Origin of the sequence: Variovorax sp. PBS-H4 (assembly GCF_901827205.1) — a bacterium.
Taxonomy (GTDB): Bacteria; Pseudomonadota; Gammaproteobacteria; order Burkholderiales; family Burkholderiaceae_C; genus Variovorax.
Genome location: NZ_LR594675.1, coordinates 3031037 through 3045404 on the forward strand (window position 1 = coordinate 3031037; position 14368 = coordinate 3045404).

Annotated in this window: 9 protein-coding genes; 7 read left to right on the forward strand and 2 right to left on the reverse strand. The window is 69.6% G+C overall.

The window, feature by feature from the left end; all coding sequences use genetic code 11:
* The 5 genes from E5CHR_RS14205 to E5CHR_RS14225 all read left to right on the forward strand — a co-directional run bounded on the left by E5CHR_RS14205 (position 1) and on the right by E5CHR_RS14225 (position 8200).
* On the forward strand, positions 1-1317 hold the full coding sequence (locus tag E5CHR_RS14205) for a DNA polymerase Y family protein (RefSeq protein ID WP_162580437.1): 1317 nt from the start codon (positions 1-3) through the stop codon (positions 1315-1317).
* Positions 1310-4681 (forward strand): error-prone DNA polymerase, encoded by a 3372-nt coding sequence (locus E5CHR_RS14210; RefSeq protein WP_162580438.1) that lies wholly within the window; start codon positions 1310-1312, stop codon positions 4679-4681. Before E5CHR_RS14205 ends, E5CHR_RS14210 begins: the two co-directional genes overlap by 8 nt.
* Positions 4682-4851: 170 nt before the next feature.
* A complete protein-coding gene (locus E5CHR_RS14215) occupies positions 4852-5871 on the forward strand; it encodes an aromatic ring-hydroxylating dioxygenase subunit alpha (protein ID WP_162580439.1) in 1020 nt (339 codons plus the stop codon).
* Positions 5872-5933: 62 nt separating this feature from the next.
* Positions 5934-7142 carry an ABC transporter substrate-binding protein gene (locus E5CHR_RS14220; protein WP_162580440.1) on the forward strand — a complete coding sequence of 403 codons (1209 nt, stop codon included), beginning with the start codon at positions 5934-5936 and terminating at the stop codon, positions 7140-7142.
* Positions 7139-8200, forward strand: a complete 1062-nt coding sequence (locus E5CHR_RS14225; RefSeq protein ID WP_162580441.1) for a xylose isomerase — start codon at positions 7139-7141, stop codon at positions 8198-8200. Before E5CHR_RS14220 ends, E5CHR_RS14225 begins: the two co-directional genes overlap by 4 nt.
* On the opposite strand, the gene E5CHR_RS14230 is transcribed toward E5CHR_RS14225, so the two are convergent.
* Entirely contained in the window at positions 8201-8986 is a 786-nt protein-coding gene (locus E5CHR_RS14230) for a TetR/AcrR family transcriptional regulator (protein WP_162580442.1), read from the reverse strand. It abuts the gene before it with no gap.
* A 231-nt stretch (positions 8987-9217) separates the two neighbouring features.
* On the opposite strand from E5CHR_RS14230, the gene E5CHR_RS14235 reads away from it, so the two are divergent.
* Both E5CHR_RS14235 and E5CHR_RS14240 read left to right on the forward strand, forming a co-directional pair.
* Positions 9218-12835 (forward strand): hypothetical protein, encoded by a 3618-nt coding sequence (locus E5CHR_RS14235; protein WP_162580443.1) that lies wholly within the window; start codon positions 9218-9220, stop codon positions 12833-12835.
* A 104-nt stretch (positions 12836-12939) separates the two neighbouring features.
* Complete coding sequence (locus E5CHR_RS14240; protein ID WP_162580444.1) at positions 12940-13860, forward strand: hypothetical protein; 921 nt, start codon at positions 12940-12942, stop codon at positions 13858-13860.
* 6 nt (positions 13861-13866) lie between these two features.
* On the opposite strand, the gene E5CHR_RS14245 is transcribed toward E5CHR_RS14240, so the two are convergent.
* Complete coding sequence (locus E5CHR_RS14245) at positions 13867-14322, reverse strand: hypothetical protein (RefSeq protein WP_162580445.1); 456 nt, start codon at positions 14320-14322, stop codon at positions 13867-13869.
* Between the last annotated feature and the right edge of the window lie 46 nt (positions 14323-14368).

Sequence of the window (14368 nt, forward strand, 5' to 3'; positions counted from 1 at the left end):
ATGCACTGGATCGCATTGCGCTGGCCGCCTGAGGCCGCGGCTGCCAAGGAGGTGCCGCTGCCATCGCCCGAGGCGCTCGGGTGGTGGGCCCTGCAGTTCACGCCGCGCGTCGCCTGGATCGACGGCGAGGCCCTGCTGCTCGAAGTCTCGGCCTGCGAGCGGCTCTGGGGCGGGCGCCTGGCGCTGATGCGCGAGATCGCACGGCTCAACCCGGTGCCGGATGTCCCCGTGCAGCGTGCACAGGGCGCCACCAGCCTGGTCGCGCTGGCGCGGCTGCGCATGTTCGCGCGCGGCGAGCAGCCGCCGCAGGAGCTGCCCTCCGGCCTGCCGCTCGAGACCCTGAGCGCGGCCCGCGAACATCTCGCGGTTTTGTCGCATCTCGGTTGTCGCAGCTGGGGCGATGTCGAGAAGCTGCCACGCGGCGGCCTTGTGCGCCGCTTCGGCAAGGCCTTGCGCGCGGCGCTGGATGTGGCCTACGGCCTCGCGCCCGACAGCCATGACTGGCTGCAACTGCCCGACGTGTTCGAGCAAAAGCTGGAGCTGCCCGCCCTGGCCGAAGGCGCGCCCCAGCTCATGTGGTCGGCCAACCGCCTGCTGGCGGCGCTGCAGATCTGGCTGCGCGCGCGCCAGCGCGGCGTGCTGGCGCTGGAGCTGCAGTGGACGCTCGACCTGAAGCGGCTCGACGGCGTCGCGCTGCCGCCGCACCAGCAGGTCACGGTTCGCACGGCCGAGCCCACGCAGGACATGGCGCACCTGCGGCGCCTCCTGTCCGAGCGGCTCGCGCTCACGGCCCTGGCCGCGCCTGCAAGCTGGCTGCGCCTGCGCTCGATCGAGACCGCGCCCTGGGCCGGCGCCAGCACCAGCTTCCTGCCGGAAGACAACCGCAAGGGCGACAAGCTGCACGAACTGGTCGAGCGCCTCAGTGCGCGGCTCGGGCCGCAGCAGGTGCTGCGCGCAGTCGCGCGGGCCGACCACCGGCCCGAATGCCGGCAGGCATGGCAGCCTGCATTGCACAAGCTCCCGGCCGAGGCGGGCCCTCCCGAGGCAGCCGACGCCATCTACCCACCCTGGCTCTTGCGAGAGCCCTTGCTCCTGGACATGGATGGCGAGCGCCCGTGCTACCAGGGGCCGTTGCGCAAGCTGATCGGGCCGCAGCGGGTGGAAACCGGCTGGTGGGGCGAAGGCCAGCCCGCGGTCCGCGACTACTACATCGCGCAAAGCCCGGGCGCCGGCCTGGTGTGGATCTACCGCGAGCGGCCCTCGTCCTGCTTCACTTCCGACACGCCGCGCTGGTACCTGCAAGGCCTGTATGCCTGAACTCAGCGACAAGCAGATCCAGAAACGCACGCGTGCCTCGGCCACGGTGCATGCCTTGCCGCCGCGGCTGCCCCAGCCGGATGCCGGTCCGCCGATGCCGCGGGGCCTGCCGTCCTATGCCGAGCTGCACTGCCTCACGAACTTCAGCTTCCAGCGCGGGGCCTCGCATCCCGAGGAGCTCGTGCAGCGCGCCTACGAGCTCGGCTACGAGGCGCTCGCGATCACCGACGAATGCTCGGTGGCCGGCGTGGTGCGGGCGTTCGAAGGGCTGCGGGAACTGCTCGAGACGCTCGATCCGTCGCAACGACATCCGTTCCGGCTGCTGTTCGGCAGCGAGTTCCGTTTCGAGCGCTTCAAGCTGGTGGCGATCGCGCACGATCTCGAAGGCTGGGGCAACCTCTGCGAGTTCATCACCGCCGCTCGCATCACGGCGCCCAAGGGCACCTACGAGGTGAGCTGGGAAGGCAGCGACCTCGCCTCGCTGCGCCATTGCGAGATCCTCTTCGTGCCCCTGCGCACGCCCGGCGCCGCGCCCGACGCCGAAGCACTCCGCGCCGACGTGGCCGAGGCCGCGCGCCTCTTCGAGGGCCATCTCTGGATCGCGGCCGAGCTGCCCAACGAGCTCGACGACGACCTCTGGCTCATCACGCTGCTGCAGGCGGGCGCGCAGGCCGGCGTGCCGCTGGTGGCGGCCGGCGACGTGCACATGCACGTGCGCTCGCGCAAGCCGCTGCAGGACGTGATCACGGCCGTGCGCGAGGGCAGGGCGGTCGCCGGATGCGGCTTTGCGCTGCAGTCCAATGCCGAGCGGCACCTGCGTTCGCGGCTGCGCCTGTCGAACCTCTACCCGGCCGAACTGCTGGCCAACACCCTCGAGGTCGCGCGGCGCTGCACCTTCGACCTGAACGTGATCCGCGAGCACTACAAGTACCCGCTCGAGAACGTGGCCAACGGCGAGACACCGGTCCAGACGCTGGTGCGCAAGACCTGGGAGGGCGCGCGCGAGAAGTATCCCCAGGGCGTTCCCGACAAGGTGCAGGCCCAGATCCGGCACGAGCTCGACCTGATCGCCGAGATGCACTACGAGATGTTCTTCCTCACGGTGGAAGACATCGTGCGCTTCGCGCGCTCCAGGAACATCCTGTGCCAGGGCCGCGGCTCCTCGGCCAATTCGGCGGTCTGCTTCTGCCTCGGCATCACCGCCATCGATCCTGAAACCGGCAACCTGCTGTTCGAGCGCTTCCTGAGCCGCGAGCGCCGCGAGCCGCCCGACATCGACGTCGATTTCGAGCACCAGCGGCGCGAGGAGGTGATCCAGTACATCTACGAGAAGTACGGCCGCGAGCGGGCCGCGATCGCCGCGGTGGTGATCTGCTACCGCTCGCGCAGCGCGGTGCGCGACGTGGGCAAGGCGCTGGGCATCGATGCGCGCCTGGTCGACGAGTTCGCCAAGGACCATTACTGGTTCGACGGCGTGGTGCTCGACCAGCGGCTGGAAGAGGCGATGCAGCGCTCGGGCGTGCAGGAAGACATGCCCCGGCTGCTGCAGTGGATCGAGCTCACGCAGCAGCTGCGCGGGTTCCCGCGCCACCTGAGCCAGCACGTGGGCGGCTTCGTGCTCACCCAAAGCAAGCTCACGCGCCTGGTACCGGTCGAGAACGCGTCCATGAAGGACCGCTCCGTGATCCAGTGGGAAAAGGACGACCTCGAGGCCATGGGCATGCTCAAGGTCGACGTGCTGGCCCTGGGCATGCTGAGCGCCATCCGGCGTGCGCTGGCTCTGGTCAACAGTTGGCGCGGCACGGCGCTGCAGATGCACCAGATACCGAACGACGACGAAGCCGTCTTCGACATGATCTGCGATGCCGACACCGTCGGCGTGTTCCAGATCGAGAGCCGGGCGCAGATGTCGATGCTGCCGCGCCTCAAGCCGCGCTGCTACTACGACCTGGTGATCGAGGTGGCCATCGTCCGGCCGGGGCCGATCCAGGGCGGCATGGTGCACCCGTACCTGAAGAACCGCGAGAAGCTCCACAAGGACGGCGAGATCGTCTACCGCTACCCCGACCTTATCCCGGCGCTCGGCCGCACCCTGGGCGTGCCGATCTTCCAGGAGCAGGTGATGCAGATCGCGATGATCGCGGCGAAGTTCACCCCCGACCAGGCCGATCGGCTGCGCCGCTCGATGGCGGCCTGGAAGCGCAAGGGCGGTGTCGAGAAGTTCCACGAGCCCCTGGTCGACGGCATGATCGGCAACGGCTACGACCGCGAATTTGCCGAAGCCATCTTCAAGCAGGTGCAGGGCTTCGGCGAATACGGCTTCCCCGAAAGCCATGCTGCCAGCTTCGCGCTGCTGGTGATCGTGAGCAGCTGGCTCAAGTTGCACGAGCCCGCCTGCTTCCTGGCGGCCATGCTCGATTCGCAGCCCATGGGCTTCTATTCGCCCTCTCAGCTGGTGCAGGATGCCAGACGGCATGGCGTCGAGGTGCGCGCGGTCGACGTGACCGCGAGTGAGCTCGACTGCACCCTCGAAGCCCCGGTTCTTGCTCCTTCCTCCTCCGACGGAAGGCTGGGATGGGGGCAACAGCCTCCGCAAGCCATCCCACCCCATTTCGCCACCCGCCTCGGCCGCCCTCGCCAACCCGCCGTGCGCCTCGGCCTGCGCCGCATCACGAGCCTCAGCGAAGCCGGCGCCAAGCGCGTCGTCGAAGCCCGCGCCCAGGCGCCCTTCACCAGTACCGAAGACCTGGCCCTGCGCGCCGAGCTCGACGCCAAGGACATGGCCGCGCTCGCCGCGGCCGATGCATTGCTCGCACTCTCGGGCCACCGGCGCCAGCAGGTCTGGGACGCCACCGCGCAGCGGCGCGCGCCGGCGCTGCTCAAGGGCGTGCCCATCCATGAGCGCGCGCTGCAGCTGCCGCTGGCACCCGAGGGCGAGGAGATCGTCGGCGACTACGCCTCGCTGGGCTTCACGCTGCGCCGCCATCCGCTGGCGCTGCTGCGCCCGCGGCTCGCGCGCATGAAGCTCAGCAGCGCCGAGCAGCTGCGCGACCTGCCCAGCGGCCGGACCGTGCGCGCCTGCGGCATGGTCATGGGCCGCCAGCGCCCGCAGACCGCCAACGACACCATCTTCGTCACGCTCGAGGACGAGACCGGCAACGTCAACGTGATCGTCTGGAAGCACGTCGTCGAGGCCTGGCGCGAACAGGTGCTGAAGTCGCAACTGCTCGCCGTGCAGGGCACCTGGCAGCGCGACGTGGACAGCGGCGGCGAGGTGCGGCACCTGGTGGCGACCGGCTTCCGGGACCTGACGCCGCTGCTGGGACGGCTCGGGAAGAGCAGCAAGAGCCGGGACTTCCATTAGCGCCTTTCGTGTCGCACCATCGCATCTTCCCGGTGCAAACCCCAAGCCTGTTTGCACCGAAATTAAGTATTCTCTCCATTAAATTGAAGAATCTGCTTACTTAACCGCTGGCACGCTTTCTGCAACGCTCCCCGCCATCCGAAACCGCCGGCCCCACGAGAAAACCCGCCATGACCCCGTTTGCCTACAACGCCTGGTATCCACTCGCCTGGTCGCGCGACATCGGACGCGAGATCGTCGCGCGCCGCGTTCTGGAGGAGGACCTTGCGGTCTATCGCACGGAGGCGGGCGTCGTCGCGGCGCTCGAGGACGCATGCCCGCACCGGCTGGCGCCCCTCACCATCGGCTGGCTGCAGGGCGACGCCATCCAGTGCGCCTACCACGGCCTCACCTTCGACTGCAGCGGCCGCTGCGTGCATGCGCCCGGCATGCCGCGCGTGCCCGAGAGCTTCCGCGTGCGCAGCTATCCCACGGCCGAAAGCATGGGAATGGTCTGGGTGTGGATGGGCGATGCCGAGAAGGCCGACCGCAGCCAGGTGTTCCACCTTCCGCAGTACGACGACCCGGCCTACAGCGTGGTCGAGGGCGATGCGCTGCTCGTGCAGGCCAACTACCTGAGCCTGGCTGACAACCTCTGCGACCCCACGCACGTCGTCTACGTGCACCAGACGACGCTGGCGAGCGCCGGCCGCGAGGAGACGCGCGTGCAGCACGAGCGCCAGGGCAACAAGGTCGTGACCTGGCGATGGGTGCTGGACGGCCCGCTGATCCCGATCTTCGAAGGCCTCAAGGACTTCGGGGGCAATGTCGACCGCTGGCACTACTACCACTACCACGCCCCCAGCATTGCCGTGATCGACTTCGGCTCCGCCCGCACCGGCACCGGCGCGCCAGAGGGGAACCGCGACGACTGCATCCAGATGTACGCCTGCCACTTCATCACGCCCATCGACCAGCGCAGCTGCGTGCAGCACTGGCTGTGCCTGAAGAACTCGCCGGCCGACCCCGTCGTCGACGAACGCCTGCGCAGCAACCTGCGCATGGCCTTCAATGAGGACAAGCGCGTGCTGGAAGCCATCCAGCGCAACGAGGACAAGCCGCGCCAGTGGCACCGCATCAACCTCGCGCTTGACGGCTCCTCCATCAAGATGCGCCGCATCGTCGAGGAGCTGGCATCTGGCAACGGTTGAACCGCTCATCTTCCCGCACTTCATTTCCGCCTCCCGCCACGCCTGCCAGAAAGGACTTCACCATGAAACTCGTGCTCTCCGTGTCCGCCCGCCTGCTGGCGGCGGCCAGCCTCTGCCTGGCAGGCGCGCACGCCGCCGCGCAAGGCACCATCAAGATCGGCGAGATCAACAGCTACAAGGCCCTGCCGCAGAACCTCGTTCCCTACAAGCAGGGCTGGATGCTGGCGCAGGAAGAGATCAACGCCGCCGGAGGCGTGCTCGGCAAGAAGCTCGAAACAGTGTTTCGCGACGACAACGGCAACCCCGGCGATGCGGTGCGGATGGCCGAGGAACTGCTCGCGCGTGAAAAGGTCGACATCCTCTCCGGCGTGACGCTCTCCCATGTCGGTCTGGCACTCACCGACTTCGCCAAGCAGAAGAAGTTTTTCTTTCTCGCATCCGGCCCGCTGAGCGACAAGGTCGTGTGGGACAACGGCAACCGCTATACCTACCGCCTGCGCTCAGGCACCTACGCACTCGCCACCTCGGTGATCGGCGAGGCCGTCAAGCTCAAGAAGAAGCGCTGGGCGCTGGTCTATCCCAACTACGAGTACGGCCAGGCGGCGGTGGCGGCCTTCAAGGAGAACATGAAGAAGGCGCAGCCCGATGTCGAGTTCGTGGCCGAGCAGTCTCCGCCGCTCGGCAAGATCGATGCCGGCGCCGTGGTGCAGGCGCTGGCCGACGCCAAGCCCGACGCCATCTTCAATGTCATGTTCGGCAGCGATCTCACCAAGCTCGCACGCGAAGGCAAGACACGCGGCCTGTTCGAAGGCCGCGAGGTGGTGAGCCTGCTGACCGGCGAGCCCGAATACCTCGACCCGCTGAAGGACGACGCGCCCGCCAACTGGATCGTCACCGGCTACCCCTACGCCAGCATCGACACGCCCGAGCACAAGGCCTTCCTCGCTGCCTACCAGAAGAAATACAACGACTACCCGCGCCTGAACTCGGTGGTGGGCTATGCCACGGTCAAGGCCATTGCGGCGGGCGTGCAGAAGGCCGGCTCGACCGACACCGAGAAGCTGATCGCGGCCTTCAAGGGCCTGCAGTTCGATTCGCCTTTCGGGCCGGTGGTGTTCCGGCCGCAGGACAACCAGTCGACCCTCGGCATCTTCGTCGGCCGCACCGCGGTGAAGGACGGCAAGGGCGTGATGCCCTCGGGCACCTACCTCGACGGCGCGAAGCTGCAGCCTGCCGAAGAGCAGATCCGCAAGCTGCGCAACCCGTCGTGACGGGCGCGACCCTCCCGCCCATCGGCTGCAACGGCCGGGGCGCGCAGGCTTCTTCGCTCGAGCGGCCGGTTTCATTGGCCGAGCCGCCGGTCGAGGAGCAGTTCCGCTTGGTGCGCGAGAGCGGCGCCTTCGACTGCTTCGACCGCCTGCCGATGCCTGGCCAGGTCGACACCTACCTGCGCTGCATCGAGCGCTTCGGCCTGCCGGTGCACACCGCGAGCTGGTTCTATGCGCTCGGGCGCGACGAGGCGCTGCTCGCCGACAAGCTGCAGCTCGCGGCCGAGGTCGGCGCCCGCACCCACAACATCATGCTGCACTGGCACGACGCGACCGGTCGGCCCATCGGCAACGACGAGGTGATCGACTTCTACCTGCGCGCCTACGACGAAGGCATGGCGCGCGGCGTGGAGCCGGCCTTCGAGTTTCACGTCAACATGTGGAGCGAGGACCCGCGGCGCGTCGCGCCCGTGGCCGAGGCCGTGCGCCGCCGCGGCGTTCCCTTTCACTTCACGCTGGACTACAGCCATGCGATCTTCAAGATCGGCAATGCGCAGGAGCTGGCGATCTGCGGATTGACGGAAGACGTCGCTTCGGGGCGCGCGGTTCTCGATCCGTTCAAGCCCGGCAACTTCGTGGACCAATGGCTCGAGATGGGCATCGTGCGCTGGCTGCAGGTGCGCAGCGTGGCGCCCAACGGCCCACGCAACCGCTGGTCGCTGGGCGACTCGGGCGAGGCGGTCGCGGCCGTGCCCGAGCATTCCATCTTTCCGTACGCCAGGGGCGAGCCCGGCCGCGGCATCCTCTATCCCTTCACCGAGCCGGCACCCGGGGAATGGCACTCGCCGTGGGACCCGGGCGCGCTCGCCTGCACGCGCGAAGTGGTTCGCAAGGTGCTGGCCTACCACTGCACGCACGAAGAATCGCCGCTGCGCTGGATCACCACAGAAATGATCAACCTGCCCGATTACGCGCACAACGCGCGCTTCTCGCTGATCGGGCAGAACGCGGCCATCGCGCGCTTCGTGCGCGAGCAGTGGGCCGCGCTCGCCCCGGCCTGATCACTTCTTCTTCGAAGCGGCCGGCTTGCGCCGCGGCTTGGGGGCGGCTTGCGCCTCGACCGGTTCGTCGCCGGTCGCGAGCATGCGCAGCACCACGTCGCAGATGTGCTCGCGCCAGGCCGCGCGGCGGGGCCGGCTCATCAGGTCCGCGCCGATCCAGGTGGCACAGGTGTACTGGTTCGAGAGATAGAAGAAGCCGAGCGACATGATCGTCATGAGCACGTGCTCGGACGACACGTCGCGGCGGAACGCCCCGCGCGCCTGCCCGCTCTCCAGCAGGGTGGCGACCGTCTGCACCAGCGGCAGGGCGGTGCGTTCCACCACCTGCGGCGCCTGCCGGATGTGCTTGCCGCGCAGCAGGTTCTCGTTCATCAGCAGCCGCACCAGGTTCGGGTGCGAGAGGTAGTGGTCCCACGAATGCTGCACGAGCTGGCGCATGCCTTCGACCGGGTCCTCGGGGCTCACGAACTCGCGCTGCGCGCCGATCATGTCCTCGTAGATCTTCGCCAGCACCGCCTGGTAGAGGCGCTCCTTGTTGCCGTAGTAGTAGTACAGCATGCGGTCGACCGTGCCGGCCGCGGCGCTGACGCGCTCGATGCGCGCGCCGGCGAATCCATGCTCGGCGAACTCCTCGGCGGCAGCGTCGAGGATGCGGGTCTCCAGCAGGTCCGTGCGCTCGCGCCGCAGGCGCCGGCGCGTCGGGCCGCCTTCCTCGACCGGCGCAGGCTCGTCCGCACGCGCGGCGGGGCGGCCGGTGCGGCCGGCGGAAGAGGATCGTTCTGGCACGGTGGAGTCGCTCCTTGTCATTGCGGGTCCGGGCAACGGACGATGAAGAGGCATTCTCTCGCATGCCGATCGGGGCGTGCCGGGTCTGACCTGGCTGGCGCATGAGCTGCCGCGTCACGCGGGCTCCCCAGTTCAATGGATTGCAGACTGGCGTGCGCCCCTCCAGAATTCCGCGCGGTGCAGCAGCATCGGCAAAGCTTGCGCGAAGTCTTGAAGACAGCGAGGTGCGCAATGAGCAAAGCAACGGCAGGAACGATCGATCGGATTCGCGCGCATGTCCCAGGCTTCCTCGACGCGGGCGTCCGCAGGACAGGGGAGGGCCTGGCCTTCGTCTTCGGCAGCGCGCGCATCCTGGGTGTGGCGCTGGTCAGCGCTGGGATGATCATGCTGCTGCTGCAGTCCATGCTCTACGTCCGCACGGGCTGGGGCGTGGAGGACTATCTTGGCTGGGCCAACGACGGCCCCGCGGCCGCGTTGCTCGAACTGTGGCGCCGCTGCCAGCTCCTCTGGCTCGCCCGGCTCTACCTGGCGCTCGACAGCATCGCCTTCGTGCCGATCTACGCGGCCTTCTTCCTCAAGACCGGCTGGGTGCTGGCCCGCGCGCTGGACGACGACACCGGCCGCCCGGCGCCGGCAGGGCGGCGGTGGTTCGCCCTGTTCTGGGTGCCGGTGCTGATGCTGGTGGCGGTCGATCTGGTCGAGAATCTGGCGGGGCTGCAGCGCACCGGCGGCTACGGCTCGCTGATCGGGGCGGTAGCGCTCGTCCTCGGCGTGGCGGGCGTGTGGAGCCTGGCCGCCCTCGGGGTCTGGAAGATCCCGGCCCACCGGGGCGCGCTGGCGCTCGGGCTGCTGCTCCTCGCAGCACTGCTGGCGTGGATGTTCTTCGGGACCGAGGCCTGCGCGGCCGTCGACGGCGCAAGCTGGCGCGGGCGGCTCGGCTGCGCGGCGCACCACTCGAAATCGTGGCTGACCGTCGCGGTCTTCGGCTTGCTGGCCGCTGGCGGAATCTGCTGGCTCTTCGGCGCCGTGCTCTCGACGCATGCCGACGTGGCCGGGAACCCGGAGCGCGCGCGGCGCCGGGCCGACCTGCGCGCCGCGATCTTCGACTGCCTGGTGCGCAGCCGCTATGTGCTGGCCGCGATCGCGCTGCTCGCCGGGCTCACCGTCGTCATGGACCAGTCGCGTGACGTCATCGCCTCCACGGCCTCCTTCGTGCCCCGCTTCTTCACGATGATCCACGTCGACTGGGGCGGCGTGCCGGCGCCCGCGCCGGGCGTGGCGATCGACTGGGGCGGCGTGCTGTGGCTGCTGCTCGGATCGCTCACGGTCTTCGGCCTGTCCATCCTCGGGCTGGCACTGCTGGTGTTCGCCTGCTGGCTATGGACGCGCAGCGTCTGCCATCTGCGCTCGGCGGGCCGTCGCCCCGTCGCCGTGGGCTTCGAGCCCGCCCGCGACGGCGATCGGCACGAGGACATCTTTGCCCGCGACTGGGCCCGCGTCCTGGCCCTGGTGCCGGTGCTGCTGGTGGTGCTGCTGTGCGCCAGCGTGCTGCAGGACCTCGCCAAGGCCCAGACCGGCGCGGGCGCGCATTCGAGCACCGGTTTCGGCTGGCTCGCCTGCCTGTTGCCCAGCGTGGGCGTGGTGGCCTTCGCGGTGCTGGCCGTCGTTGCCGGCGGCGGCTTCATCTGGCGGCGCGGCGATCGTGCCTCGACCGCCGGCTACTACGACTGCATCGACTGGGCGGCGTGGAGCACGCGCGCCGGCCTGATGGACGCCAGGGCGCATGCCAGTCTTGCGCCGGGGGGCGAGGGCGCTCGTCTCGCGGACCTCAAGTACAACTTCCTCGGAAAGGTCACGCCCTACCTGCTGCCGATGGTGGCGCTCGGGCTGGTCTTCCTCTGCCGCCTGGTCGACGTGCTGCCGGGCCGCACCGGCGACTACTTTCCCACAATGGCCTTCCCCGTCATCCTGCTGTCGCTCACCTTCTGGCTCTGCTTCTTCGGCTGGCTCTCGCTGCTCGAGGTCTATAACGCCGTGCCCTGGGTGCTGGTGCTGGTCGCATGGATCGGGGTGCTCGGACTGGCGGGCCTCACCGACAACCACCTCGTCTGGCCGGGCCCGCTGCAAGGCGAGCCCAGCGCCTGGGGCGGCATCCGGATGTGGGCCTGCAGCGTCGTGCTCGGCGGCGTCATCGTGGTGGCCTACCGCTGGGCCATGGAGCGGGTGCGGCATCCCGGCAGCGGCGCTTCGCTGAAGGTCTACTGGCCTCTGGTCCTGGTCGTGCCCGCGCTGACCATCGCCATCATGGTGGTCGGCAACTTTTTCGCGACGGCGCGCCGCCCGCAGGCGCCTGCGGTCACCGCACAGGCCGCCGCCCCCGCGGTGCCGCTCGAGACCGCCATGGCCGGCTGGCTTCGCACGATCTGCCATGCGCCCGACGACGACAGCCCGTGCGCCTCGCAGCTGAAGCCCCGCCCGGCCGCAGGCGGGTACGACGTGTACTTCGTCTCGAGCGAAGGGGGCGGCATTCGCGCCGCCATGTGGACCGCCTTCGCCCTGCACGAACTCGAGGCCGAAGATCCGGGTTTCGACCAGCGCACCTTCGCGATCTCGGGCGTGTCCGGCGGCGCGATCGGCGCGGCGGTCTACCGCGCCTGCAGCGAAGGTGCGCAGGGCACGGCCCGCACGGTACTCGAGGTCCGCGACGCCCGCGAGACCTGCATTCGGCGCTTCGGGCAGACCGATCTGCTGTCGCCGCTCCTGTCCTCCTGGATGTTCGAGGACCTGCTGGGCCGCCTCGTGCCCAGCGGGCTGTGCCGCACGCCGGGCTGCGGCTTCATGTCGCGCGGCGCCTGGTTCGAACAGACGATGGAAGTCGGCGCTCCGCGACTGCGCCGCGGCCTACGCGAGCTGCGCAATGCCGACACCACCGGCGTGAACGCCGGAAAGCACGTTCCTTACCTGCTGCTGAATGCCACCTGGGTGGAGACCGGCGAGCGTGCCATCGCGACCGAGCTGCTCGTGTCGCAGGCGGACTTCCCGGGCAGCAAGGACCAGTTGGGCCTGGTGGGCGCGGACATGCCGCTGGGCGCCGCCGCGCACAATGCGGCGCGCTTTCCCTACGTGAATGCGATCGGCGGCCTGAAGACGCCGGCCGATCTTTGCGACCGCCGCGGCGTGGCCGTGCCCGGCAAGACAGAGCCGGGCACCAAGATCTGCGGACACCTGGCGGACGGCGGGTACTTCGACAACGGCGGGGCGCAATCGACCACCGACCTCGTGCACGCCTTCGTTGCCTGCCTCGCTGCGCGCGAAACCAGGGACAAGACGACCGGATGCGGAAACCTGCCGGAAGCCCAGCGCACCTGGCTGCGGGAGAACCTGGTGCCGCGCGTGCTGATGATCCGCAACGAGCCCAACCCCGGCGCCGCCGTCGCGGAGCGCTGCGGCGAGATCACCCATCCCGGAGCGGCGGATGTCTTCCCCGTCCTCGACAACGCCTGCACCGCGCCCATCGGCAAGCGCTACCGCCCCGCGCAGCCTTTGTGCGCGCGCGGCAAGGTTCCGTACCTGGACCTGATCGGGCCGCTGCTGGCCGTCATCAACACCAGCGGCGTGGGCGCCGCCGGGCGCCTGGCCGAGGCGCGCGAGGCCGACGCGATCGTGCAGGCGCGCATCGCGATGCGCGGCAAGGCCGCGGCCGCGACGACCGAGCCCGTGACCGCGATCGAGCTCTTGCCCAAGGGTGTGCATTTCCCGCTTGGCTGGCACCTGTCGCGCTCCGGCGTGGACAACATGAGCGAGCAGGCTGCGCGCTGCAGGATCGTGCCGGCGGAGGACAAGCCTTGATCACCGGAGCCTGACGCGTTCGGTCTGGAGCGGCGCGTGCGGCGCGACCTCTTGCAGCCGCGATCCGATCGCACCGGGGCGCGCTTTTTCGCTAACCTCGGGCAATGACCGCATTCGCCCCGCAGCGCTCCAGCGTCGACGCTCCCATCGGCCCGCCGCCTCCCGCACCCGACCTGCCTATTCCCCCTGCGCCGCCCCCGGCGCCTTCACCCCCGCCCGAAGGAGACCCGCCACCCGCCGATCCGCCCATGACCGAGCCTGGCGCGCCGCCGCCGGTGGCCGATCCGCCGCCCGGCGCTTCGGCCCTCGGCCGCCTGCATGCGCGGCGCCTGCGCGAGATGTACCGCTCGGCCGGTTGGCCCTGCTGCGATGCGATCGAGGTCGAATTGCTGGCCGCCGGCCTGCTGGAGCGCGTGCGCTGGCCGCAGGGGCACGAGACGCTGCGGGTAAGCGACGCCGGCATTGCCCACATCGCGGGCAGCCTGGTCGTCAACCGGGCGGCACTCTCACGGCACGAGGCGCTGGTCGAGCAGGTGGCGCGCGAGATGACCCGCGCCGGCAGAGTGGCGTGGCGCGGGCTGAGCCTGCGCGCACGGCTGCCTGCGGTGAAAGAGGGCGACAAGCCGCGCTGGTGCGTCGCGCGTCCCGACGTGTTCTCGATCCGCAACACGAGCGTGGAGGCCTATGCGCAACCGATCGTCCACGAGGTGAAGGTCAGCCGCGCCGATCTGCTCGGCGACTTGCGCAAGCCCGACAAGCGCGCGGCCTACCTCGATGTGGGCGGCGAATGCTGGTACGTGCTGGGCTGCGATGCCAAGGGCCGGCCCATCGCAGATCCGGACGAGATTCCGCCGGAATGCGGCGTGCTGGTCGCGCAGGGTGCGCGCATGGTGGTGGCACGCACGGCCGTGCATCGCGCCCAGGCACGCCTGCCTTTCAGCGTGTGGATGGCGTTGGCCAAGGCGCAGCCGGTGCCCGGCTTCGATGACGAATCGCAGGACCTGCTGGCCGGCGCCGAGGGCTGAGCTCTCTCAGGTGCCGCGCCTCACCGGCACCGCGCGGCCGAGCGGGGCGGAGCCGCCGTCGCCGTCATCTCCCGCCTCGTCTTCATCGTCGCCCGCATCGAGATCGTCCGTGTCCTCGGCCAGTTCTTCGGCCGCGGCGGCAGTGGGATCCTCGACCTCGTCGGTCACCTCGCCGGCGTCGTAAGGCACGGTCCCGATGCGGTCGGGCAGGATGTCGGCATCGTCGGACGCGGCCGTGGGATCGGCCGATGCACGCTCGCCGGTACCCGTGGAATCGGTGTCGCTGCCGTGCGCGATGGGCAGCGCGCCTTCGGCGCTCCCGTCGGGCATGGCGGTGCGGCTGCGGTCGGTCTGCACGTCGCTTCCGCTGTCGCTGGTGTCGCTCGGGCCGAGTGAATCCACGTCGGTTCCGCGAGGCTCGCGTGGCGCGTGCTCGCCGCCCAGGATGCTGCTTGTGGCCATGAAGGTCCTCCTTGTCGATGGCAAGGCTCGACTCTGCGCGGCGACA